Origin of the sequence: Mycobacterium mantenii, assembly GCF_010731775.1 — a bacterium.
Taxonomy (GTDB): domain Bacteria; phylum Actinomycetota; class Actinomycetes; order Mycobacteriales; family Mycobacteriaceae; genus Mycobacterium; species Mycobacterium mantenii.
The window spans coordinates 34,354-57,295 of record NZ_AP022590.1 but is presented as its reverse complement, the minus strand read 5'-3'; the positions used below and the strand labels follow the sequence as shown (position 1 = coordinate 57,295).

Below are 22,942 nucleotides of genomic sequence, written 5' to 3'. Positions count from 1 at the left end.
CCAACCGGGGAGACTGTTGAGCATGCGGACCATCCAAGGGCGCGGAGATCACGTGGTGGTGGTCGGCGCCGGGCTGGCCGGCCTTTCCGCGGCGCTGCACCTGGCCGGCCGGGGCCGCGCGGTAACGGTGGTGGAGCGCGAGCCGTGGCCGGGCGGGCGGGCCGGTCGGCTGGACATCGACGGCTATCGGATCGACACGGGGCCGACGGTGCTCACCATGCCGGACATCATCGACGAGGCGTTCGCGGCCGTCGGCGAACGACTCGGCGACCGGATGGAATTGCTGACGGTCGATCCGGCCTACCGTGCCGTGTTCGCCGACGGCAGCGCACTGGACGTGCACAGCGACGCAGATCGGATGGCCGACGCCGTCGCTGAGTTCGCTGGCTTCGGGCAGGCAGCCGGCTATCGGCGGCTCCGGGAGTGGCTGACTCGGCTGTACCGCACCGAATTCGACGGCTTCATCGCCGCGAACTTCGATTCGCCGCTGTCGCTGCTCACCCCGCAGTTGGCGCAGCTGACGGCGATCGGCGGCTTCCGCAAGTGGGACCGGATGGTCAAACGGTTCATCAGCGACCCACGGCTGCAGCGGATCTTCACGTTCCAATCGCTGTACGCGGGCGTGGCGCCCCGCGACGCGTTGGCCGTGTACGCCGTGATCGCTTACATGGACACCATCTCGGGTGTGGTGTTTCCGCGCGGCGGTGTACGCGCGCTGCCTGACGCCCTGGCCGCGGCCGCCGCCGACGCCGGCGTCCGATTCTGTTACGGCGCAACCGTTACCGCGCTCGAACGCACCGGAAGCCGGGTCAGCGCCGTGGTCACCGAGCAATCCGGACCCATTGCCTGCGACGCGGTGGTGCTGACCACCGAACTGCCGCAGACCTACGCGCTGCTGGGCCGCGCACCCCGTCGCGCCGTGCGGCTGCGGCCCTCGCCCTCGGCCGTCGTGGCGCACGTGGGTTGTCCCGCCGTCGAACCCGAGACGGCCCACCACACGATCCTGTTCGGCAAGGCATGGGATCAGACCTTCACCGACATCGTCGACGACGGACGACTCATGCGGGACCCGTCGTTGCTGGTCACGCGGCCGACGGCCAGCGACCCAACCCTGGCTCCGGAGGGGCGCGATCTGCTCTACGTGCTCGCCCCGGCGCCGAACCTGGATCGGGGCGCCATCGATTGGGCCAGCACCGGGGACGCCTACGTCGAGGACATGATCACGCGCGTCGCCGACCGGTTGTTGCCCGGTTTGCCGCACGACGCAACGGTTTTGGGTATCGTCACGCCCGCCGATTGGGCGCGCCGCGGCATGACGGCCGGCAGCCCGTTCGCGCTCGCCCACACCTTCGCTCAAACGGGACCGTTTCGTCCGGGCAACATGGTGCGTGGCATCGACAACGCGGTGCTGGCCGGGTCCTCCACGGTGCCCGGTGTCGGCGTTCCGACCACGCTGATCTCCGGGCGGCTCGCCGCCGATCGCGTCACCGGCGTCGGCAAGCGGTCGGCGGCGCACTTCGACATGAAAGCCGGGTTGCCATGATACGAGGCGAGTTGACCGCGGCCGGGATCGACGATCCGCGGCTGCGCGACGGATATCGCCAGTGCCGCGAACTCAACGCCGCGCACGGCCGCACCTTCTTTCTGGCCACCCGGCTGCTCGCGCCCGACCAGCGGCCACCCGTGCACGCGCTGTACGGCTTCGCCCGCTACGCCGACGACATCCTCGACGATCTCGATCCGCGGGTCGGCACCGACATCCGCGCCCAACGGCTACAGCAGCTGTCGGAGCGGTTCTTTTCCGGTGGTGCCCACCTCGACGATCCGTTGGTCGCCGCGGTGACCGACACCGTGCGGCGCTATCAAATCAGCGCCGAACTGTTCGAGGATTTTCTGTCGTCGATGCGGATGGACCTCACGGTCACCGACTATCCCGACCGAACGGCCCTCAACCGCTACATGCGGGGGTCAGCGGAAGCCATTGGGCTGCAAGTGCTTCCGATATTGGGGACGGTTACGCCCACGGAAGATGCGGCGCCCTACGCCGCGGCGCTGGGCAGGGCGTTCCAGCTCACCAATTTTTTGCGTGACATCGACGAGGACCTGCAGCGCGGCCGTGTTTACCTGCCGGCCGACGAACTGGCCGCCGACGGGGTCGACAGAGAGCTGTTGACGTGGTGCCACACGCATCGCCGCACCGATCCGCGGGTGCGCCGGGCCCTGGTCGCACAGCACGAAATCACCCGGCAGACATACCGATTCGCCGTGAACGGGATCGCCACCCTCGCCCCCCGGTCACGACCGTGCGTCGAAACCGCGGCAGCACTGTATTCGGAGATCCTGGACTGCATCGAGAAAAGCGACTTCGCGGTGTTCGATCGCCGGGCCACCGTCGGCAAGGCCCGACGGCTTCGGGTCGCCGGTGTGGGACTGATACGGTCGTGGCAGGCGCGGAACAGCGCGTCCGACGATCGTCACTCGGGGGCCGCATGAGCGATCGGTGGCAATACCTGGCGGTGCTGGCCGCATGCCTGGTGATCACCGCGCCGCTGGAAATCTTCGGCCCCGGCGTCTACCGGCAGTGGCGACGGGTCATCAAGGCGGTAGTGCCGGTGGCCGCGGCGTTCCTGGTGTGGGATGAGATCGCGGTCGCCGCGCACGTGTGGACCTACGACCGCGCCTACCTGTGCGGCCTGAGCATCCCGTTCCGGGTGCCGATCGAAGAGGTGCTGTTCTTCCTCGTCATTCCGGTGTGCGCGTTGCTGACCTTCAACGCCGTGAGCACCCTTCTGGAAAAGGTGAACCGCCGATGACCGGCCTCGGCTACACCTTGCCCGCCGCGCTGGCGGTATTGCTGGTCTGCGCACTGGAATTGGCGATGCTGCGCACGGGGCTCTTCCGGCGGCCGGCGTACTGGCTGTCGATGCTGATCGTGCTGGGATTCCAGATCCCGGTGGACGGCTGGCTGACCAAGCTCAGCTCCCCCATCGTCATCTACGACGATCGGCAATTGAGCGGCGTGCGGTTCCCGTTCGACATCCCGGTCGAGGACTTTCTGTTCGGCTTCGCGTTGGTCACCGCGGTGCTGCTGCTGTGGGAACGGCAACGTGCGCGTCAGTGATGCGGGCGCCGGTGAGCTGGCGGCCGCGTTCGACGCGGGTGCGGCGGCCTACGACCGCCTGGTCGGCGCCAGCCCCGGCTACCATGCGCAGCTGGCCTTGTCGGCGCGACGGATGCGGATCCCCGGGCGCGGCAAGGGATTACGGTTACTCGATGCCGGATGCGGAACGGGCGCTTCGACGGCCGCGCTGCTCGCGGTCGCGCCCGAGGCCGACATCGTCGCCGTCGACGCGTCGCGCGGAATGCTCGACGCGGCGCTCGCCAAGGACTGGCCCGACTCGGTGCGCTTCGTGCACTCCCCCGTCGAACAACTGGCCGAGCACGGGATCACCGGACCGTTTGACGGCATCCTGGCCGCCTACCTGATTCGTAACGTCGCCGACCGCGACGACCAATTGCGCAAATTCCGCGAGCTGTTGCGCCCGGGCGCCACGTTGGCGGTGCACGAATATTCGGTGCGCGACTCCCCCGCGGCCACCCGCATCTGGCACGCCGTGTGCTGGGGCATCATCATTCCCGCCGGGTGGTGGCGCACCCGGGACGCCGGGCTGTACCGCTACCTGTGGCGCAGCGTGCTGGCGTTCGACGGTGCCGCACGGTTTCGGGATCGCCTGGCCGGCGCCGGCTTCACCGCGGTGCACAGCGAGACGATGCCCGGCTGGGAAGCCAACATCGTGCACACCTTCCTGGCGGATGCGCCGCTATGACCGCCGACCGGCGTCGCCGAACATTCGCCGCGCCAACGGGATCACCGGACGCCGGTGCGCTGCCGTCCCGCCCGCGGGTGGCCGTCATCGGCGGCGGGATCGCCGGGCTGACGGCCGCCACCGGGCTGGCTGAGCGCGGCGTGGCCGTCGAGGTCTTCGAACGCGAGCACTACCTCGGCGGCCGGGTGGGGGGCTGGACGGAGCCGGACGGCGGCGCCGAGCTCGCGATGAACCGCGGCTTCCACGCATTCTTCCGGCAGTACTACAACCTGCGCGCGCTGCTGAAGCGAATCGACCCGCAATTGCGGATGCTCACGCCCGTCGAGGATTATCCGCTCATCGACGGGGCGGGCCGGCGCGACAGCTTTCGCGGGCTGCCGCGCACCCCGCCGTGGAACGCCGTCGTCTTCGCGGCGCGCAGTCCGACGTTCCGGCTGCGTGACTTCACCCGCATCGACGCCCGCGCGGCCGCACCACTGGCGGCGGTATCGGTGCCCGGCACGTACCAGCGACTCGATAACACCGACGCCGCAACGTTTCTCGAGGACATCCGATTCCCCGAGGCCGCACGGCATCTGGCGTTCGAGGTGTTTTCGCGCAGCTTCTTCGCCGACCCCTCCAAGCTCTCCGCGGCCGAGCTGGCGACCATGTTCCACATCTACTTCCTGGGGTCGTCCGAAGGCCTGATCTTCGACGTGCCGTGCGCGAACTACGACAGCGCCCTGTGGCAGCCGTTGCGCGGCTACCTCGAGGGGCGAGGCGTGCGGTTCCGGCTCGCCACCAAGGTCCTGAGCATCGACACGGAATCGGCGGGGGCCTTTCGGGTACACACCGATGCCGATGACCACTCCGACGTCGACGCCGTCGTGTTGGCCACCGACATCGCGGGTTTACAGCGAATCGTTGCGGCGTCCAGCGCCCTGGGCACCGACGACTGGCGCGCCCGGATAGCGAGGCTGCGCACCGCGCCGCCCTTCGCCGTGCATCGGTTGTGGCTCGACCGCCCGGTCGCGGCGCACCGGCCGGCGTTTCTGGGTACGGCCGGACACGAACCGCTCGACAACATCAGCGTGCTGGAGCGCTACGAAAACGAAGCGCGCGACTGGGCGGCCGAGCATCACGGCTCCGTCGTCGAACTGCATTCGTATGCATTGGATTCCGCGCCGTCCCGCGCCGCCGCGCTGCGACAACTGCACAGGGTGTATCCGGAAACCGCTGCGGCACAGATCGTTCACGAGAAGCTGTTGCATCGCAGCGACTGCCCGCTGTTTTCGCCCGGCACCTACCCTCACCGCCCGACGGTCATCACCCCCACGCCGGGCCTACTGCTGGCCGGCGACGCCATCCGGATCGACTTGCCGGTGGCGCTCATGGAGCGCGCCGCCACCACCGGCTGGTGCGCCGCGAACCAACTTTTGCAACGATGGGGTCTAGCCGGACACCCGTTGACCACGGTACCCACCCAAGGCCGGTCGCCACTGCTGCGATGGCTTGCCGCCCGCGAAAGATCCACCCGAAAATGAAGATCCGCGAACAGCTTCAACAACGCTGGTCCGCCGCCCGGACCAAAGGGTGGCCGCTGCAGGTGATCCCGCGCATGTCATGGGCCGATCAGCGCCCGACATATCGCGACGCGCAACCCGCCATCATCGAGGCCGCGCTGCAACGCTCCCAACGCAGACCCACCGGGAACTGGTACGCGTTCGCCGCCAGCCGCCAGGTGCCCGTCGGGCGGCCCTTCGGCACGCGGGTCGCCGGCGTCGACGTCGTCGCCTGGCGTGACGAGCAGGGCCGGCTGTGTGTGGGGCCGCGCAGTTGTCCCCATCTGGGGGCCGACCTTGCCACCGGCACCGTGCACCGGGGCTCGCTGATCTGCCGCTGGCACGGGCTGACCCTGGACGGACGCTCTCGCGAATTCGGCTGGAGCCCCCTGCCCAGTCACGACGACGGCGTCCTGGCATGGGTGCGGCTCGATGCGGTGGCCAAAGAGGAACCCCTGGACCGGCCGGTGATTCCGCAACGGCCGACCGGCGACAACCTGAGCGCGGTCGCCCACATGGTGGGTGTGTGCGAACCGAGCGACATCATCGCCAACCGGCTCGATCCGTGGCACGGCGCGTGGTTTCACCCCTACTCGTTCACCCGGCTCGACGTGCTCACGACGCCCACCGAACAGGTCGACCGGTTCCTGGTGGCGGTGACATTCCGGATGGGACCCCTGGGCGTACCCGTCGTCGCGGAGTTCAGTTGCCCGGAGGCACGCACCATCGTCATGCGCATCGTGGACGGAGAGGGTACGGGCAGCGTCGTCGAAACCCACGCGACGCCAATGGGTCCGGGACCTGACGGCCGGCCGCGCACCGCAGTCCTGGAGGCCACCATCGCGCACTCGGACCGGCCCGGTTTCCAGCGCGCCTCCCGGGCCGAGGCACTGATCACCCCGTTCATGCGCTATGCGGCCACCAAGCTCTGGCGCGACGACCTCGCCTATGCCGAACGCCGATACCAGGTCCGCGCCGGACTCGGCTAACCCCGCCGCCGGGGGTGCGCGTGGAAGAATTCAAGCGTGCAGAAGCCCTACGCGGCTGCCGTCGCAGCGACCGTTGGCGCCCACCTGGCATACCTGCTGTACGTGCCGAGCGGAGGTTTCCTCGCATTGCGCTGGCCGAGGACCATCGTGGTGCACGTACCGGCGGTTGCCTGGGGTGTCGCGGTCGTGGTGTTCGAGCTGGGCTGCCCGCTGACATCACTGGAGTCGTGGGCCCGCCGGCGCGCGAACATGGATCCCCTACCCACGTCGGGGTTCATCGACCGCTACGTGACGGGACGATTCGTCCCCGCCGACCGCGTCGGGGCCGCACAGACGGTGGCCTTTGCCGCCGCCGCCATCTCATGGGCCGTATTGGTCCGCCGCGCCGTTGGCCGCGGGACTCGCGGCGTGCCGACCGCCGGTTGACCGCCGCCGCACCACCCACAGCACACCGGCCAGCAGCAGCACCGCCAGCGCGATCACGGTGGGCCACATGGCCAACTGAGCAAGCCACAAACGCCGTTGCAGGCGCAGCACTTTGCGCTCCGCGCGCCGCGCGCGCCGCGTCGTCTCGATCAAGGTCATCGTCACATCAGATACCCGAGGCGCACTCGTTCAAACCGGCACGCAACGCCACGGGCCTCGCCGCAGCTGCTTAACCATTCAGTTGATGAATGACTTGAATCCCGAGATTGACGATTAGGGTCCCCGTGTCGCGGGCATGCCATAGGCCAAAAGGGGGAGAGAGCTCACCGAGGCCGACTACGCGCACATGCGAAAGGTCGCCGGCCACGCCAAGCGTCACCTGGCACAACGTCCGCACGGCGAGATCGACGAGCGCCCGTGGCGCTACTCGTTGATGAACTGCGGCCACGATCCCGCAAAGTCCTGATATTGCCCGCTCGGCGCCGGCTGAGCCGCCGCGAGGTCATCCTTCGCTGGTGCCGTAGGCTGATGGCCACCGATTGCACCGGCAACGGCTGCGGGGCGTGCTTGCTCTCAGCATTGGCCTGCAACGGGCTACAGAGGAGAAACGCCCGACCGTTTCGCCGGCCGCGAATTGCGGTCGCCGATACGCTGGCCAGCGTATCTTCCACGAAGGATGCGGGAAAGTGACCAAGCGCGCCGCCGACAACCGATCGGACCGAGCCGAACTCGAGAAATTGATGTCGGCCGACATGCGTGCGATCACGGCGCAGTCCGACCGCATCGGCCGCCACTTCGCCCGCCAAAACGCCGTCAGTGGCACGGATTTCCACGCGTTGCTGCACATCATGGTCGCCGAAACGGCCGGAGAACCGTTGACCGCGGCGCAGCTGCGGCGGCGCATGGACGTGTCACCGGCGGCGATCACCTATCTCGTCGATCGCATGATCGACGCCGGCCACGTCCGGCGCGAACCCGATCCCCAGGACCGGCGCAAGACCCTGCTGCGCTACGAGAAATCGGGGATGGCGCTTGCCCGGTCGTTTTTCACTCCCCTTGGCGCCGAGCTGCATACCGCCCTCGCCCACCTTCCCGATCGCGACCTGGCGGCGGCGCACCGGGTGTTCACCGCGATGACCGAGGCGATGGCCGGCTTCGAATCCCGACTCGCCACACCGAGTCCCAAGCCATCCCCCGCCACCGAACCGAAGCGCGCGACGGCAAAAGGCAGCCGCAATCCGGCAAAACGCGGCAATTAGTGCACCGGCCACTCGGCCGCGCAGCCCAGTAGCCGCTGCTCGATCAGGTCGGCGCCGCGGGCCACACCTCCCGTTGCGGCGAATCCGGCGGCCACCCGGTGCGCACCCGCGACCATCGTCATTGCCTCGCGCACCTTGACCCTCAACCGCGCCGGAGTGAGCCTCTTCGCGGCCAGTCGGGTACCGCAACGGGCGACCTCCACCCGCCGCGCGACCTCGGCCTGGTCGCGCGCGAAAGGCACCACACAGACCGGCACGCCGCGGTCGAGCGCCTTCAGCGTCGTGCCCATTCCCCCGTGGGTGATGGCGCAGTTGGCCTTGTCGAGGATGGCCGCATGCGGCACGAATCGGCAGACGGTCGCGTTCGCCGGTCGCGGCAGACCGGGGGGTATCCCGGCCGGGAACGTCGCCACCACGTGAACGTCCTCGTCGGCCAGCGCCCGCAGGGCAATTCGCCCCAGCGACTCGTCGGCCTGCCGGAGCGAGGAGGTGTTCACCAGCACCATCGGACGATCGATCGCCTCGATCCACTCCGGCGTCACCGTCGGTGCGGGCTCGAATACGCATGCGCCGATGTGGTACACCACACCGGCCCAATCAGGATGCGGATACTCGAACGGCTCTCCGCCGGCGGCCAGCACCAGGGACGCGCGCCGCATGAGGCCGTCCACCGATGCCACCGGTGGGACGCCGAGCTCGGCACGAATGGCGTTGATACGGGGCAACATTGGCCGGTCGAACAGGTGCCTGACGATCGGTCGCACCGTGGCGTCGCGGATCTCGCCGGCCACGCCCGGCAGCGGACGCATTCCGGGACCGAACGGCGGCACTCCCCGGGACCGCAGATACGGCGTGAACGGCGAAAAGAGCAGCCACGCGATGTCGCCGGCGTCCGCGACCGACAAGGCACCCCAGCAGTTCGCATCCACCATGACCGCATCCGGCCGCACCGCGTCCACCGCACGCCGAAAGTCGTCGACTTCCAGCACCGCTCGCCGGCAGAGCACATCGATCGACAACTTCAACACTCCCAATGCGTTTCGCGCCTGCCAATCGTTCCCGGCAATGGCCTCGATCTCCGGGTCGACCGGCTCGGCGTGCACACCGACCGGTCGCATCGTCGAGACACCAGCCGACATGGTGCGCAGATGAACGTCATGGCCGCGCCGGGCCAGCTCGGCGAGCAACGCGCCGGTCGGCAGCAGGTGCCCCAGGGCCGGTGAGCCGTACGCCAAGATGACAGCCACGTCGCCCGAACCTAGGCCAGGCCGGTGAGGCCGATATCGCGCAGGCCGGCCAGGTTCGCGGCACCGCAGCCGTGCAGGCAGACTCGAAGCTCGTCGATAAACGGCTGCAGCCAATCGACAACGGCGGCAGTCGATTCGATCGCCGCGGGCAGCAGCGGCCGCGCCACCGCCACCACATCGGCACCCAGTGCGAGGGCCTTGGCCGCGTCCATACCGGTGCGGATGCCACCGGAGGCCACCAACGGGATCGTCGGTAGCACCTCACGAACCTCCACGATCGCGCGGGCGGTGGGAATGCCCCAATCGGCCAGGTGCGGATAGCGTAGCTCGCCGTACCGGACGAACTGCTCGACCCGCGACCACGACGTGCCTCCGGCACCCGCGACATCGATTCCCGCCACCGGCAATTCGCCAGCTGCGCCGACAAGCTCCGCGGCCGCCGCGCCACCGATCCCGTGGCCGACCTCCTTGAGCAGCACCGGATAGTCGATCGTGTCGGCGGCCTCGCGCAACCGGCTCAGCGATCCGGAGAAATCGGTGTCACCGTTGTGCTGCATCGCCTCCTGAAGCGGATTGGTATGCACGGCAAGCGCATCGGCGCCCACCCGGTCTAGGGCCTTGGCCAGATCCGGCACGGCGGTCTTCGTCAGTTGCGCCAGGCCGATGTTGCCGAACAGCAAGACATCCGGAGCGACATCGCGCACCGTGAAACTGCCCGCGGCGCGCTCCCCCAGCGCGCTGTCCAACATGATCCGCTGTGAGCCCAGCATCATGCCCAGGCCCAGCTGTTGGGCGGCCGCGGCCAGATTCCGGTTGATGGTCCCGGACAACTCGGCGCCCCCGGTCATCGCACCGATTAGTATCGGAGACCGCAAAGCGGCACCGAAAAAACTGGTGGACAAATCGATATCGCCCAGATTCGTCTGGGTCAGCGCGTTGTACGGCAATTCATAGCGCTCCAGCCCGGTGGTGACGCCGTCATAGCCGACCGGCTCGCTCAGGCAAACGTCGATGTGCCGCCGCTTCCGGGTTTTCATCTCCCCCCGGTCAGCGGTCATCGCCGGTGCCCTCTCCTGTCCGACACCGCACCCACCCAGCGTTCATAATGTCCATAGTGCCCCCTCGTGCGTACCGCCGGCGCGCCAGTTCGGCAATGCGTCATTTCAGTTGATTAATGTTTAACAAACTGAAAGGGTTGTTGGTGTGTGGGATCCCTTGGCCGCCGCTGTGACCGGCCGCCGTTCTTGGCTGATCGCGCTGGTCACCGCCGTGCTGGGGATCGGCCTGATGGCTCTGATCGGCGGCAACGCGGCCGCGGGCCAGTCCCCGCAATCCGTCCCGTTGGACTCGCAATCAGCCCAGGTAGAGCGGCTGGCCAGGCAGTTTCCCGGGGATCAGAATGCCCCGCTGATCGTCGTGTTCAGCCGCACCGATGGCGGCGTCCTGGGCTCGTTGGATATCGCCGCCGCCCAGGCCGCTCGCCACCGGGTACAGGAGTCCGCGCAGCCCGGAGACGGTTTTCCGGCGGCGCCACTGATGGTGTCGCAGGACGGCAAGGCCGCCCTGGGCGTGGTGCCCATCAGCGCCGGGCTGTCGGGGCTGGCCCTGGGCCACGTCGTCACCACGCTGCGCACCGCCGCGGCCGACGGCCTGCCCGCGGATCTGCAGGTGCACGTGACGGGCGGCCCGGCGTTCGGCGCGGACATCGCCAGCGCGTTCACGAACGCGAACATCACCTTGCTCGCGGTGACGACAGCGGTGGTGGCCCTGCTGCTGATCGCCACGTACCGCTCGCCGGTGCTGTGGCTGATACCGCTGCTCGTGGTCGGGTTCGCCGATCGAGTGGCGGCCGCGGTCGGCACGGCGGTGGCATCGCTGACCGGCTTGAGCTTCGACGGCGCCACCTCCGGGATCACCAGCGTGCTGGTCTTCGGCGCCGGCACCAATTACGCCCTGCTGCTGATCTCCCGGTACCGCCAAGAGCTCCGCCACCATTCCGCGCACCGCGCCGCCCTACGTCAGGCCGTGCGCAGGGCCGGGCCGGCCATCGTCGCCAGCAACGCCACCGTGGTACTGGCGCTGCTCACGCTGCTGTTCGCGTTCACCCCGAGCACCCGCAGTCTTGGCGCGCTGGCGGCCTGCGGACTCGTGGTCGCCGCGATTTCGGTGCTGGCAATCTTGCCCCCGCTGCTGGCCCTGTGCGGCCGGCGACTGTTCTGGCCGTTTATCCCGCACGCCGGGGACGACGAAACCCTGGACTCCGGAGCGTGGCGCCGCGTCGCGGAATGGGTGAACCGGCGCCCCGCACTGGTTGCGGCGGTCGCGGCCGCGGTGCTGGCGGCCCTGGGCACCGGCTTGCTGGGAACCCGGATCGGTTTGTCGCAGACCGAGCAGTTCAGGGTGCGCGCCGACTCGGTGTCCGGCTACAACGTTGTGGCCCAACATTTTCCGGCCGGCCTCACCAATCCGACGCTGGTCGTCAGTTCCACCGATCACGCGTCGCCCGTGCAGCAGGCGATCAAGGCCACCCCCGGTGTCGTCTCGGTGACCGAGTCCGGCCGGTCGGGGTCCGGGCTGACGCAGTGGTCGGTGGTGATCGACGCGCCGCCGTCGTCAAAGGGGGCGTTCAGCGTCATTGCCGCGCTTCGGGATTCGACCCGGGCCGCCGACCCCGGTGCGCTGGTGGGCGGGGCCGACGCGCAGGCCCTGGACATTCGTGACGCGGCGACGCATGACCGGATCTTGCTGATCCCGGCGATCCTGGCCGTGATTCTGATCGTCCTGTACGTGTTGCTGCGGTCGGCGCTGGCGCCGCCGACGCTGCTGGCGGCAACGATTTTGGGCGCGCTGGCCGCGCTGGGCCTGGGCGGCTGGGCGAGCCTGCATGTCTTCGGCTTCCCGGCGCTGGACAACACCACCCCCTTGTTCGCCTTCCTGTTCTTGGCGGCCCTCGGCGTGGACTACACCATATTTCTGGTAACCCGCGCCCGCGAGGAAGCCGCGCGGCACGGCGCCCGCGCGGGTATGGTGGGCGCGGTGTCGGCCACCGGCAGCGTAATCACCAGCGCCGGAATCGTTTTGGCCGCAGTGTTCTGCGTGCTTGGGGTGTTGCCGTTGATCGTCCTGACCCAACTGGGGATCATCGTCGGGCTGGGAATCCTGCTCGACACCTTCGTGGTACGCACCCTGGTCATCCCTGCATTGTTCGCCCTCATCGGCGATCGGATCTGGTGGCCCACCAACCCCATCCACCCCGAAGCCGTTGAGCGACAAGCGGATCGGAAACAACCAGAACGGAGCACGACGTGAACAGGTCGATCCTGGCCGCAACCAGCCTTGCCGTCGCCGCCGCTGCCGGCGCCGGAAGCATTGCCAGCGGCGGCGCCATGTCCGGGTGGTACTCGCGGCTCCGCAAGCCCTCCTACCAGCCGCCCCGCGCCGCCTTCCCCACGGTGTGGACCACGCTCTACGGTGACATCGCGGCCACGTCGGCGGTGGCCATCGACCGGTTTCGCGAGACCGGGCAGCAGGACAAGGCACGCAACTACGCCGTGGCGCTGACGGCGAACCTGCTGCTGAACGCCGGATGGAGCTGGCTGTTCTTCCGGTACCACAAACTCGGCGCGTCCGCGGTCGGCGCCGCGGCGCTCGCCGTCAGTAGCGCCGATCTGGTCAGGCGCACGGCCGAAGTCACTCCGCGCGGTGGCCTGGCGCTGCTGCCCTATCCGGTGTGGTGTGGCTTCGCGACCATCTTGTCCACCCACATCTGGCGACTCAACCGATAGATCATGCCGGCACTGTTGTGGTTTCGCCGCGATCTGCGGTTGCGTGACAATCCGGCGCTCATCGCCGCGGCCGAGAACGATGAGGTGCTCGCCTGCTTCGTGCTCGATCCGCGCCTGGAGAAATCATCGGGACAACGCCGGTTGCAGTACCTGGGTGACTCGCTGCGGCGGCTGCGCGACGATCTTGACGGCCGGCTGCTGGTCGCCCGCGGGCAACCGCACACGCAAATTCCCCGGATCGCCAAGGAAATCGGCGCGTCGTCGGTACATATCTCGGAGGACTTCGCGCCGTTCGGAAAGCGCCGCGACGAGCGGGTGCGCGCGGCACTGGATTCGGTGCCGCTGGTGGCGACGGGGTCGCCGTATCTGGTCTCGCCCGGCCGGGTCACCAAGCCGGATGGCTCGCCGTACAAGGTGTTCACCCCGTTTCTGCGTCAGTGGCAGAAGACCGGATGGCGAGGGCCGGCGAAGTCGAACGCCAAGTCCGCACGCTGGCTGGACCCGGCCCAACTGCGGATCAAGCAGTGCGAGATCCCCGATCCCGGGCCCGAACTCGAGGTCGCCGCCGGCGAAGCGGCGGCGCGCAAACAATGGAAGTCGTTCGTCGACAACGGATTAGCGGGATACGGCAAGGACCGCGACCGGCCCGACCTGAAGGGGACCAGCCGTATGTCGGCGCACCTGAAGTTCGGCGCCATTCATCCCCGCACCCTGGTCGCGGACCTGGACCTGGGCAGCGGCGGCGCGCAAGCCTTCTTGCGGGAGTTGGCTTTTCGCGACTTCTACGCCGACGTGCTGCACCACTGGCCGGCCAGCACCTGGCGCAACTGGAACAGCGATTTCGACGGCATCCAGACCGACACCGGCGCCGAGGCCAGACGCCGCTTCGAGGCGTGGAAGGCTGGCGAGACGGGGTTTCCCTTCGTCGACGCCGGGATGCGTCAGCTGCGCGAAACCGGATTCATGCACAACCGGGTGCGGATGATCGTTGCCTCGTTTCTGGTCAAGGACCTTCACCTGCCGTGGCAATGGGGGGCCGAATGGTTCCTGGACCAGCTGGTGGACGGCGACATGGCGAACAATCAGCATGGCTGGCAGTGGTGTGCGGGCTGCGGTACCGATGCCGCGCCCTATTTCCGGGTGTTCAACCCGATCACACAGGGCGAGAAATTCGACCCGTCGGGCGACTACATCCGGCGCTGGGTGCCCGAACTGCGCTCGGCCGACGACGTGCACCTACGCAAGGGCGATCGGCCGGACGGCTACCCCGCGCCGATCGTCGATCACGCAGCCGAGCGCACCGAAGCGCTGCGGCGCTATCAGAGCCTCTGATTCCGCTTCGCCATCGCGACCCCGGCGGGGGCCCGGCGAACTGGTGTGCACCGTTCGCCGGCCCGTTAGCGCCCGCGCTAGCGGATTCAAAAAGCGATTTATGGTGCGGCAACGTTACTGATGTGACGTGAGTGGCCTTTGGTGGGCGGGAACCCCAGCAACGGCCATCCCCGCCGGCAGGCGTTTGCTGAATCGTCCTTCCGCGAAGGTCGGGGCGCAGATCAACTGCGACATGAAGGTCAAAGACCGGCCCTTCAACGTCAACGTCTCCGTGACCAGCGTCGACGGCAAGGACGTCAAGTTCGACATGGTGGAGACCGTCGACAAGAACCAGGTCGCCAGCGCGATCAGCACCCAGGTCGGCCAGCAGGTCGGCAGGAGGCCGGACGCGGTCACCTGCCCCGACAACCTGAAAGGCGTTGCGGGAGCGACGCTGCGGTGTCAGCTCACGGATGGCACCGACAAGTACGGCGTGCTGGTGACCGTGACGGACGTCGACGCCGGCGACGTCAACTTCCACTTCAAGGTCGACGAGCAGCCGCAGGCGGCCGGCTAGCGGGCGGCCTTTTTGCGTTCGATGTCGGCCAGCGCGGCCGCCAACTCGGCGCGCTGCGCCGCCGAGCTCTCCCAGGCGAGCTGGCGGTTCTTGACCACCTTGGCCGGCGCGCCGACCGCGATCGAGTAGTCCGGGATCACCCCGCGGACCACCGCGTGAGAACCCAGCACGCAACCCCGTCCGACGGACGTGCCACGCAGCACCGACACCTTGACGCCCACCCAGGTGTCCGGGCCGATCCGCACCGGGGACTTGACGATGCCCTGGTCCTTGATCGGCAGGTCGATGTTGTCCATGCGGTGGTCGAAATCGCAGACGTAGCACCAGTCGGCCATCAACACCGAATCGCCGAGCTCGATGTCGAGGTAGGCGTTGATGACGTTGTCGCGACCCAGCACCACCTTGTCGCCGAACCGCAGCGAGCCCTCATGGGCGCGGATGGTGTTCTTGTCGCCGATGTGCACCCACCGACCGATCTCGAGCTGCGCGAGCTCGGGCGTCGCGTGGATCTCCACGCCCTTGCCGAGAAACACCATGCCCCGGGTGATGATGTGCGGGTTGGCCAGCTTGAACTTCAGCAGCCGCCAGTAGCGAACCAGGTACCACGGGGTGTACGCGCGGTTGCGCAGCACCCATTTCAGCGAGGCCAGCGTGAGGAACTTGGCCTGGCGCGGGTCCCGGAGGTTCGATCCACGCCAGCGGCGATGGACCGGTGCACCCCACATGCTCGTCATGGCCGGACAGCCTAACTCGGTCAATCGCGAGCCCGGAAACCGCCACGGGTTACCCTCACCTGTACTCGATTGCCGCCGATCGGCCGGGCCTGCCCGCGAGCGGCCCGCCTCGCAAGAAGGATTTGGAAAACCGAAGGTGCTTGCCCGACAACTCGTCAGTGGGCTCCGGCGTTGGTCATCCGTAGTGCTGGCGGCTGTGCTCGGCGCGTGCGGCAACACCGACTCGTGGGTCGACGCCTCGGCCGCCCAGGGCTGGCCGGCGCAATACGCCGACGCCGCCAACAGCAGCTACACAGCCACCGGCGGGGCCACCAAGCTCTCGCTGCAGTGGACCCGGTCGGTCAAGGGAAGCCTGGCCGCCGGTCCGGCGCTGAGCGCACGCGGCTATCTGGCCCTCAACGCCCAGACCTCGGCGGGATGCTCGCTGATGGAGTGGGAGAACAACCACAACGGGCGGCAGCGCTGGTGTGTGCGGCTGGCCCAGGGCGGCGGCTTCGCCGGACCGCTACTCGACGGGTTCGACAACCTCTACGTCGGCCAGCCGGGAGCGTTCGTGTCCTTTCCGGTGACCCAGTGGACGCGGTGGCGCCAGCCGGTGATCGGCATGCCGACCACGCCGCGGTTCATCGCGCCGGGCGAGCTGCTCGTGGCCACGCACCTGGGACAGGTGCTGGTCTTCGACTCCCATCGCGGCCAGGTGGCCGGGAGTCCGCTCGATCTGGTCGACGGCGTCGACCCCATCGACGCCGCGCGTGGGCTGGCCGATTGCGCGCCGGCCCGCCAAGGCTGTCCGATCGCGGCCGCGCCCGCCGTGTCGACCGGCAACGGGATGGTGGTGCTCGGTGTCTGGCAGCCCGGCGCTCCCGCCGCGGGTCTGGTGGGGCTGAAGTACCACCCCGGGCAGTCGCCGCTGCTGAGCCGCGAATGGACCAGCGACGCCGTCGGCGCCGGTGTCATCGCCAGCCCGGTGCTGTCGGCCGACGGGTCGACCGTCTACGTCAACGGCCGCGACCAACGCCTGTGGGCACTGCGCGCCGCCGACGCGAAGGTGAAATGGTCGGCGCCGCTGGGCTTCTTGGCGCAGACGCCGCCCGCGGTCACCCCGCAGGGGCTGATCGTGGCGGGTGGCGGGCCCGACACCCGGCTGGCGGCGTTCAAGGATGCCGGTGATCACGCCGATCAGGTGTGGCGCCGCGACGACGTGCTGCCGCTCTCGACGTCGAGCCTGGCCGGCACGGGCGTCGGCTACACGGTGGTCAGCGGGCCACCTGCGAACGGCGCCCCCGGCATGTCGCTGCTGATCTTCGACCCGGGCAGCGGCCGCACGCTGAACAGCTATCCGCTTCCGGCGGCGACCGGATATCCGGTGGGGGTGTCGGTCGGCACCGACCGCCGGGTGGTGGCCGCCACCAGCGACGGCCAGGTCTACGGTTTTGCGCCGGCCTGACCGGGACATACTTCTCGGGTGCCGATTGACGACCCCGCGACGCACGGCGTCGCGATGACCAAAACCGCGGCAAGCCCGCGCGCCAGCACCGCCGACGTCGTGGCGACGTCCGTCTTGCTGGTCATCCACGGCGGCCTCTACACGGCGAGCTTCGTGCTGCTGGGCCTGCTCGTGATGAGCACCGACCCGTGCGGTTCCCAGAAGTGCGGCGATCCCGCCTGGGTCGACCGGGCCATGAACCTGGGCACCTGGGGCGGCGCCGTCCTCCTGGTCGTCGACATCGTGGTCGCCGTGTATTTCCTGGTGCGGCGGAACCGGGCCTTCTTCGTCCCGCTCATCGGTTGCGTCGCGCAGGTGGTGCTGGTCATCATCGCCGCGGCGATGGAGATACAGGCCGGGCCGGTCTGAGCCGTCAGAGGGTGGCGACCCGCTAGATGGCGAGCGGCGGGATGGCGTTGCGCGGCACCTGGGCCTGCATCGGCCCGCCGAACGCCGGCAGCATCTCGCCCGGGGCGAAGTAGAAGATCAGCTGATCGTCGGTGATGGCGAAGTTCTGGTAGTGCGTAGGGTCATGTCCCGTCGACGGCAAAATCGCGGCGCCCAAAGGGGTTTGGCGCTCCAGGTCGCGCTGCACGATCGGGAAGATCGCGTCCAGCGGCGCGGCGCCCGGGGAGAACAGGTTGTCGAAGGTGATGGGCTGCTTGGTCCCGAGGTTGTAGTTGAACGCCTTGTACCAGATCGACGGGTGCGCTCCCCCGACGTCCTGAAAGAACTTGAGCACGACGCTGCGGGTGTTGTGCGGCGGCTGCCCGGCGCCGTGCTGTTCGGTGGTGGCCTCCAGTTGGTAGGGCTGGTCGCGTCCCCCGGAACTCTGCGCGACGGCCACGAAGCCGTCCCGGTTCTGGGTGATGTAGTCGGTCAGCGCCTGCCCGTCCGGGTAGTCGGCGGGAAAGGTCATGTTGAGCGTGTAGTTGGGGCCGGTGGCCTGCAGATGGCACATCTGGCCGGCCTCGATGCTGCCGCCCAGGCTGGCACATGACGGCGGCTCGGCCGCGGCCGGCGCGCCCGAGACCGCCGCCATGAGCAGCGCAGCGGCTATCGCATAACGCATCGTGGAATTGTCCTCGCAAACTAGCCAGGGCCGGTGGCCCGGGGAAGTAACGCCGCCAGCGTACCCGGCGCTATCGAGAGGGCCGGCAAACGAACGCCATCGCCCGGCTGGCGCTCCGCGCACCGATGCGAGCGATGACCACCGACAGCGATCGGCTCCCGCGCAGCCGCATCCGTTTGCGCAGCGCGTCCGGGTCCACCCGCACCCCGCGCACCAGGACTTCCAGCGACCCGCAGTCCAGCGCCGCCAGCGCCTGGCGCAGCCGGCGTTCGTCGAAGACCAGCTGGTCGAGCACCTCGAACCCGCGGTCGGTCGCCGGCAGCCGATCGCCGGAGAGGTAGGCGATGTCGGGATCGAGCTGCCACAGCCCGTGTCGCGCGCCGTAGTGGCGCACCAGCCCGGCCCGGACCACGGCCCCGTCCGGGTCGACGATCCACCGCCCGACCGGGCGCACCGGGCAGTCGTCGGCATCTGTGTCGGTGAGCTGCTCACCGCGATCCAAGAGGGTGGCCCGTCGGCCCACACCCAGCCGCGCCAGTCCGGCCGACCACAGGCACGCTTCCCGGACCGAACCGCGATACGACGTCACCTCGATCTCCCCGGCAAAGCCCAGGCGCCGCACCTCATCGAAATCGATTCCGGGAGCACATTTTACGACGAATTCCCGGCCGCGGTAGGCGTCGAGCAACGCGCCCAGGCCGGGCTGGTAATCCTCGATGCGCGACCGGCGCCGGCCCTCGACGCGCCGGGCCGGGTCGACGACGAGCACGGCGTCGCGGGTGACCGGGCGCAGCGCGTCGGCGCGGCAGATCCAGGCCGCCTCCCCCACGTTGTGGCGCGCCATCGCGAGGCGCACCGGATCGATATCGCTGCCCACCGCCGCGATGCCGCAGCGGCTGAGCGCGGCGAGCTCGGTGCCGATCGAGCAGGTCGCGTCGTGCACGACGACGCCGCGACGGGCCAGCCGCCTGGCACGGTGCAGGGCGACCGGCGCCGCGGTCGCCTGCTGCAGCGCCTCGTCGGTGAACAGCCAATCCGACGCACCCAGCTCGCCTAGTTTCTCCAAGGCGCGGCGACGCAACAGGACCGTCTCCACCAGCACCGCCGCCCGGTCGCCGAATTGGGCGCGCGCGACGGCGACGTCGCCGATCCGGGTGGCGTCCGTCAGTTCGAGTTCGGCGACCGCCGCCAGCGCCGCGGCGCCCGCGCGCGACCGCAGATAGCCGACGTCCTCCGTGCTGAATGGCAGCCCAACGCTCAGGAGGGTTTGACCCCGGTCACCATCACGTTGTAGAACCAGCCCTTCGGGACGACGCGGCGCCACACGTTGGCGTCCACCCAGCTCAGCGTCTTCCAGCCGTTGAAGGCGAATTTCGCCCAGCCCCAGCCCAGGCGCCCGGGCGGCACCGACGCCTCGAGGGTGCGCACCGGCCAGCCGAACATCGCGGCGGTGAACTCTTCGCTGACGGTCCGCACTTCGGTGGCGCCGGCATTGGCGGCCATCCGCTCCAGGTCACCGGGCGTGAAGGTGTGCAGGTCGACGATCGCCTCCAGCGCCGCGGCCCGGGACGATTCGTCGAGCTCGGCCTGCGGGCGCCGCCAGCCACCCAGGCCGGGCAGCTTGGTGACGTTGGTGGCGATGCGCCAGGTCAGGGTGGACAACTCGCGGGCGTATACGTCGCCGGCGCTGGTCGGTTCGCCGGCGAAGACGAACCGGCCGCCCGGGCGCAGCACCCGGATCACCTCGCGCAGCGACAGCTCTACATCGGGAATGTGGTGCAGCACGGCGTGCCCGACGACCAGGTCGAAGGTGTTGTCCTCGTACGGGATGCCCTCGGCGTCGGCGACCCGGCCGTCGATGTCGAGCCCCAGCGACTGCCCGTTGCGGGTGGCCACCTTGACCATGCCCGGCGACAGGTCGGTGACCGACCCGCGCCGGGCGACCCCGGACTGGATCAGGTTGAGCAGGAAAAACCCTGTACCACAGCCTAATTCGAGGGCACGGTCGTAGGGCAGCTCGTGCAGCACCTCGTCCGGCACGATGGCGTCGAAGCGGCCGCGGGCGTAGTCGATGCAGCGCTGGTCATAGGAGATCGACCACTTGTCGTCGTAAGTCTCGGCTTCCCAGTCGTGGTAGAGGACCTGGGCCAGCTTGCTGTCGTTCCGGGCGGCTTCCACCTGCTCGGCGGTGGCGTGTGGCGTCGGGACGGCGTCGGTCGAACTGGTCATGCAGGGCAGCCTAACGGCCGTCGGGATCCGCCAGGTCGCCGCCGCCCTGAGCAGCGGAGAACACCTCGACGTAGCGCCGGCGTTCGGCGGCGAGCCGCTCGGGCGTCTCCAGGCCGAAGACGTCGTTGATCCCGGCCTTGGCGGCGGCCAGCGCGTGGCGCGGCCCGTCGAGAAAGCGACGCGCCCACGCGGCGGCGGCGTCGTACACGTCGTCGGGGGCCACCGTCTCGTCGATCAGGCCCAGCGCCAGGGCTTCGTCCGCGTCGACGAAGCGGCCGCTGAACACCAACTCCTTGGCCTTGCTCGCGCCGGCCACCCGGGTCAGCCGGGCCATCGCGTCGCCGCCGGGCACCAGGCCGGCCAAGATTTCGGTCGCCCCGAACTTCACGTTGTCCCCGCTGATCCGCCAGTCGGCGGCCAGGGCCAGCGTGAGACCGGCCCCCAGCGCGTACCCGGTGATCGCGGCGACGGTCGGCTTGGGGATCGCCGCCACGGCGTCGATGGCCTCCTGCCGGACCCGCGCCACGCTCTCGGCCTCGGAGCTCCGCAGCGTCCGCAGCTCGGGCATGTCGTCGCCCGCGGAGAAGATCTCGTGGCCACCGAACAGGATCACCACCGCTGCGTCGTCGCGGCGCCCCAGTTCTCCGGCCGCCGCGATGACCTCCCGATACACCTGGCGGGTCATGGCGTTCGTCGGCGGGCGCGACAGCAGGAGCATGGCCAGCCCGGCGTCCTGCGAGCCGTCGCTGACCACCACGCTGACGAACTCGCTCAATGCCGCCACCCCAGGCCGCCCGCTTCCCTTGCCTGGTGATACCGGTCGGAGTCGAAGAACTCGAACACCCAATTGTCGCCCTGGATCTCCAGATTCGGCTGCACCGGCACGATCTGGCGCTCCACGGCCAGCACCTCGGCGACGGTTCGCCCGGCCAGCGAATCCAGCTGCGTCCACGTCGGGGGCAGCAGGAAGCTGCGGCCGGCCTTGAAGTCGTCGATGGCCGCCTCCGGGGTCGTCCAGCCCGCCCGGTCGGACTCGGTGTTATCCCCGTCGGCGCGCTGCCCCTGCGGCAGGGCACCCACGAAGAAATAGGTGTCGTAGCGCCGGGTGCGCTCGGCTTCCGGCGTGACCCAATTGGCCCACGGCCGCAACAGATCCGAGCGCAGCTCGAGGTTTTCCCGGCGCAGGAAGTCAGCGAATGACAACGTCCCGTCGGCCAGCGCGCGGCGGGCCTCGCCGTAGACCGAGGCGTCGTCGACGATACTGTTCGGTGCCGAAACGGCCTGGCCAGCCGGCCCCGCGAACAGCACCCCCGACTCCTCGAACGTCTCGCGGGCCGCGGCGCAGACCAGCGCCTCGGCCAGGTCGGGTTCGATGCCGAAGCGCTGGGCCCACCACTGCGGTGGCGGGCCGGCCCACGCGATATCGGCGTTGCGGTCGCGGTCGTCGACACCGCCGCCGGGGAACACCATGGTCCCCGCGGCGAACTCCATCTTGGCGTGCCGGCGCATCAGGAAGACCGCGATACCGCCCGGGTCGTCGCGGATCAGCATCACGGTGGCGGCCGGCCGCGCGATCAGCGGGGCTTGGTCGGGTGACGTCATAACGGCCTCCGGTGGGCTGCGCGGGTACGGACTCGCCGCGCGAAATAGCGCCCGTCGACGACCTCGAGGGCGATCGCTTGGCCGAACGCAGTGGACAGATTCTCCGACGTCATGACGTCGGTCAGCAATCCCGCGGCGACCACCTCGCCCCCCGAGAGCAGCATGCAGTGGCTGAACCCGGGCGGAATCTCCTCCACGTGGTGGGTGACCAGCACCAGGGCGGGCGCGTCGGGGTCGGCGGCCAGATCGGCCAGCCGCGCGACCAATTCCTCGCGGCCGCCCAGGTCCAAACCGGCGGCGGGCTCGTCGAGCAGCAGCAGTTCGGGATCGGTCATCAGCGCGCGGGCGATCAGCACCCGCTTGCGCTCGCCTTCCGACAGCGTTCCGTAGGTGCGGTCCGCGAGGTGCTCGGCGCCCAGGCTCTCCAGCATGTCGATCGCGCGGCGGTAGTCGACGTCGTCGTAGCGCTCCCGCCACCTGCCCAGCACCGCGTAGCCGGCCGAGACGACGAGATCGCGCACCACCTCGTCGGTGGGTATCCGCTGCGCCAAAGCCGAGGAGCTGAGCCCGATCCTGGACCGCAACTCGGTCACGTCGACCCGCCCAGCCGCTCGCCGAGCACGAAAGCGATGCCGGACGAGGGATGTTCGGCCGCCGCGGCGATCCGCAGCAGCGAGGTCTTGCCGGCCCCGTTGGGCCCGACGATCACCCAGCGTTCGTCGAGTTCGACAGCCCAATCCAGCGGCCCGACCAAAACGTTGCCGCCGCGGCGCAGCGACACCTGCCGGAAGTCGAGCAGCAGATCGGGATCGGCTGCCTCGCTGGTGTGGTCGGCTTCGGGCACCCGACCATCGTGC

Annotated in this window: 22 protein-coding genes and 3 pseudogenes; 16 read left to right on the top strand and 9 right to left on the bottom strand. The window is 69.2% G+C overall.

Annotated elements, in window-relative coordinates:
* The first annotated feature begins 22 nt into the window (after window positions 1-22).
* From crtI to G6N50_RS00305, 10 genes and pseudogenes are all read left to right on the top strand, one after another.
* Window positions 23-1,543 (top strand): phytoene desaturase family protein, encoded by a 1,521-nt coding sequence (crtI, locus tag G6N50_RS00350; protein ID WP_083092701.1) that lies wholly within the window; start codon window positions 23-25, stop codon window positions 1,541-1,543.
* On the top strand, window positions 1,540-2,493 hold the full coding sequence (locus G6N50_RS00345) for a phytoene/squalene synthase family protein (RefSeq protein WP_083092703.1): 954 nt from the start codon (window positions 1,540-1,542) through the stop codon (window positions 2,491-2,493). Before crtI ends, G6N50_RS00345 begins: the two co-directional genes overlap by 4 nt.
* On the top strand, window positions 2,490-2,813 hold the full coding sequence (locus tag G6N50_RS00340; RefSeq protein WP_083092705.1) for a lycopene cyclase domain-containing protein: 324 nt from the start codon (window positions 2,490-2,492) through the stop codon (window positions 2,811-2,813). Before G6N50_RS00345 ends, G6N50_RS00340 begins: the two co-directional genes overlap by 4 nt.
* Window positions 2,810-3,121: a lycopene cyclase domain-containing protein gene (locus G6N50_RS00335; protein ID WP_083092706.1), complete on the top strand. Its 312-nt coding sequence runs from the start codon at window positions 2,810-2,812 to the stop codon at window positions 3,119-3,121. The genes G6N50_RS00340 and G6N50_RS00335 overlap by 4 nt, the downstream gene beginning before the upstream one ends.
* Window positions 3,108-3,827: a class I SAM-dependent methyltransferase gene (locus tag G6N50_RS00330; RefSeq protein ID WP_083092708.1), complete on the top strand. Its 720-nt coding sequence runs from the start codon at window positions 3,108-3,110 to the stop codon at window positions 3,825-3,827. Before G6N50_RS00335 ends, G6N50_RS00330 begins: the two co-directional genes overlap by 14 nt.
* Window positions 3,824-5,350, top strand: coding sequence for a hydroxysqualene dehydroxylase (locus G6N50_RS00325; RefSeq protein WP_083092710.1), 1,527 nt, complete (start codon window positions 3,824-3,826; stop codon window positions 5,348-5,350). The genes G6N50_RS00330 and G6N50_RS00325 overlap by 4 nt, the downstream gene beginning before the upstream one ends.
* Window positions 5,347-6,357: a DUF5914 domain-containing protein gene (locus G6N50_RS00320; protein WP_083092712.1), complete on the top strand. Its 1,011-nt coding sequence runs from the start codon at window positions 5,347-5,349 to the stop codon at window positions 6,355-6,357. The genes G6N50_RS00325 and G6N50_RS00320 overlap by 4 nt, the downstream gene beginning before the upstream one ends.
* A 36-nt stretch (window positions 6,358-6,393) precedes the next feature.
* Window positions 6,394-6,783 carry a DUF2784 domain-containing protein gene (locus G6N50_RS00315; RefSeq protein ID WP_083092713.1) on the top strand — a complete coding sequence of 130 codons (390 nt, stop codon included), beginning with the start codon at window positions 6,394-6,396 and terminating at the stop codon, window positions 6,781-6,783.
* 319 nt (window positions 6,784-7,102) lie between these two features.
* Window positions 7,103-7,249, top strand: a pseudogene (locus G6N50_RS00310) (DUF3140 domain-containing protein); the annotation flags it as partial.
* A gap of 220 nt (window positions 7,250-7,469) precedes the next feature.
* Window positions 7,470-8,042, top strand: coding sequence for a MarR family winged helix-turn-helix transcriptional regulator (locus tag G6N50_RS00305; protein ID WP_083092715.1), 573 nt, complete (start codon window positions 7,470-7,472; stop codon window positions 8,040-8,042).
* Here the strand turns inward: G6N50_RS00305 and G6N50_RS00300 are convergent.
* On the bottom strand, window positions 8,039-9,289 hold the full coding sequence (locus G6N50_RS00300; RefSeq protein WP_083092716.1) for a glycosyltransferase: 1,251 nt from the start codon (window positions 9,287-9,289) through the stop codon (window positions 8,039-8,041). The genes G6N50_RS00305 and G6N50_RS00300 overlap by 4 nt on opposite strands.
* Before the next feature lie 11 nt (window positions 9,290-9,300).
* On the bottom strand, window positions 9,301-10,347 hold the full coding sequence (gene fni, locus G6N50_RS00295; RefSeq protein WP_083092717.1) for a type 2 isopentenyl-diphosphate Delta-isomerase: 1,047 nt from the start codon (window positions 10,345-10,347) through the stop codon (window positions 9,301-9,303).
* A 145-nt stretch (window positions 10,348-10,492) separates the two neighbouring features.
* Between fni and G6N50_RS00290 the strand changes: the two genes are divergently transcribed.
* The 4 genes and pseudogenes from G6N50_RS00290 to G6N50_RS00275 all read left to right on the top strand — a co-directional run.
* A complete protein-coding gene (locus tag G6N50_RS00290; RefSeq protein ID WP_083092718.1) occupies window positions 10,493-12,598 on the top strand; it encodes an MMPL family transporter in 2,106 nt (701 codons plus the stop codon).
* Window positions 12,595-13,074, top strand: coding sequence for a TspO/MBR family protein (locus tag G6N50_RS00285; protein ID WP_083092719.1), 480 nt, complete (start codon window positions 12,595-12,597; stop codon window positions 13,072-13,074). Before G6N50_RS00290 ends, G6N50_RS00285 begins: the two co-directional genes overlap by 4 nt.
* A 3-nt stretch (window positions 13,075-13,077) precedes the next feature.
* Window positions 13,078-14,406, top strand: a complete 1,329-nt coding sequence (locus G6N50_RS00280) for a cryptochrome/photolyase family protein (protein ID WP_083092720.1) — start codon at window positions 13,078-13,080, stop codon at window positions 14,404-14,406.
* 202 nt (window positions 14,407-14,608) lie between these two features.
* Window positions 14,609-14,962, top strand: a pseudogene (locus G6N50_RS00275) (DUF4333 domain-containing protein); the annotation flags it as partial.
* Here G6N50_RS00275 and G6N50_RS00270 read toward each other — a convergent pair.
* The gene (locus G6N50_RS00270) at window positions 14,959-15,696 is read right to left on the bottom strand and encodes an acyltransferase (protein WP_064952277.1); all 738 of its coding nucleotides are present in this window, start codon (window positions 15,694-15,696) and stop codon (window positions 14,959-14,961) included. The pseudogene G6N50_RS00275 and the gene G6N50_RS00270 overlap by 4 nt on opposite strands.
* Window positions 15,697-15,880: 184 nt before the next feature.
* Between G6N50_RS00270 and G6N50_RS00265 the strand changes: the two genes are divergently transcribed.
* Window positions 15,881-17,143 (top strand): outer membrane protein assembly factor BamB family protein, encoded by a 1,263-nt coding sequence (locus G6N50_RS00265; RefSeq protein WP_232068857.1) that lies wholly within the window; start codon window positions 15,881-15,883, stop codon window positions 17,141-17,143.
* A gap of 18 nt (window positions 17,144-17,161) precedes the next feature.
* On the top strand, window positions 17,162-17,551 hold the full coding sequence (locus G6N50_RS00260) for a DUF6264 family protein (protein WP_083092723.1): 390 nt from the start codon (window positions 17,162-17,164) through the stop codon (window positions 17,549-17,551).
* Window positions 17,552-17,573: 22 nt separating this feature from the next.
* On the opposite strand, the gene G6N50_RS00255 is transcribed toward G6N50_RS00260, so the two are convergent.
* From G6N50_RS00255 to G6N50_RS00230, 6 genes and pseudogenes are all read right to left on the bottom strand, one after another.
* A complete protein-coding gene (locus tag G6N50_RS00255) occupies window positions 17,574-18,254 on the bottom strand; it encodes an esterase (protein ID WP_083092724.1) in 681 nt (226 codons plus the stop codon).
* A gap of 70 nt (window positions 18,255-18,324) precedes the next feature.
* Window positions 18,325-19,554 carry a class I SAM-dependent methyltransferase gene (locus G6N50_RS00250; RefSeq protein WP_083093106.1) on the bottom strand — a complete coding sequence of 410 codons (1,230 nt, stop codon included), beginning with the start codon at window positions 19,552-19,554 and terminating at the stop codon, window positions 18,325-18,327.
* Window positions 19,512-20,483: a class I SAM-dependent methyltransferase gene (locus tag G6N50_RS00245; RefSeq protein WP_083092725.1), complete on the bottom strand. Its 972-nt coding sequence runs from the start codon at window positions 20,481-20,483 to the stop codon at window positions 19,512-19,514. Before G6N50_RS00245 ends, G6N50_RS00250 begins: the two co-directional genes overlap by 43 nt.
* 10 nt (window positions 20,484-20,493) lie before the next feature.
* On the bottom strand, window positions 20,494-21,258 hold the full coding sequence (locus G6N50_RS00240) for an enoyl-CoA hydratase (protein ID WP_142275406.1): 765 nt from the start codon (window positions 21,256-21,258) through the stop codon (window positions 20,494-20,496).
* On the bottom strand, window positions 21,255-22,085 hold the full coding sequence (locus G6N50_RS00235) for an NUDIX hydrolase (protein ID WP_083092729.1): 831 nt from the start codon (window positions 22,083-22,085) through the stop codon (window positions 21,255-21,257). Before G6N50_RS00235 ends, G6N50_RS00240 begins: the two co-directional genes overlap by 4 nt.
* Window positions 22,082-22,929 (bottom strand): annotated as a pseudogene (locus G6N50_RS00230) (ABC transporter ATP-binding protein). Before G6N50_RS00230 ends, G6N50_RS00235 begins: the two are co-directional and overlap by 4 nt.
* Window positions 22,930-22,942: the final 13 nt, after the last annotated feature.

Excerpts from the sequence above, each read along its gene's own strand:
- crtI (WP_083092701.1), top strand. The coding sequence starts at position 23 with ATGCGGACCATCCAAGGGCGCGGAGATCACGTGGTGGTGGTCGGCGCC.
- G6N50_RS00345 (WP_083092703.1), top strand. The coding sequence starts at position 1,540 with ATGATACGAGGCGAGTTGACCGCGGCCGGGATCGACGATCCGCGGCTG.
- G6N50_RS00340 (WP_083092705.1), top strand. The coding sequence starts at position 2,490 with ATGAGCGATCGGTGGCAATACCTGGCGGTGCTGGCCGCATGCCTGGTG.
- G6N50_RS00335 (WP_083092706.1), top strand. The coding sequence starts at position 2,810 with ATGACCGGCCTCGGCTACACCTTGCCCGCCGCGCTGGCGGTATTGCTG.
- G6N50_RS00325 (WP_083092710.1), top strand. The coding sequence starts at position 3,824 with ATGACCGCCGACCGGCGTCGCCGAACATTCGCCGCGCCAACGGGATCA.
- G6N50_RS00320 (WP_083092712.1), top strand. The coding sequence starts at position 5,347 with ATGAAGATCCGCGAACAGCTTCAACAACGCTGGTCCGCCGCCCGGACC.
- fni (WP_083092717.1), bottom strand. The coding sequence starts at position 10,347 with ATGACCGCTGACCGGGGGGAGATGAAAACCCGGAAGCGGCGGCACATC.
- G6N50_RS00280 (WP_083092720.1), top strand. The coding sequence starts at position 13,078 with ATGCCGGCACTGTTGTGGTTTCGCCGCGATCTGCGGTTGCGTGACAAT.
- G6N50_RS00270 (WP_064952277.1), bottom strand. The coding sequence starts at position 15,696 with ATGACGAGCATGTGGGGTGCACCGGTCCATCGCCGCTGGCGTGGATCG.
- G6N50_RS00255 (WP_083092724.1), bottom strand. The coding sequence starts at position 18,254 with ATGCGTTATGCGATAGCCGCTGCGCTGCTCATGGCGGCGGTCTCGGGC.
- G6N50_RS00245 (WP_083092725.1), bottom strand. The coding sequence starts at position 20,483 with ATGACCAGTTCGACCGACGCCGTCCCGACGCCACACGCCACCGCCGAG.
- G6N50_RS00235 (WP_083092729.1), bottom strand. The coding sequence starts at position 22,085 with ATGACGTCACCCGACCAAGCCCCGCTGATCGCGCGGCCGGCCGCCACC.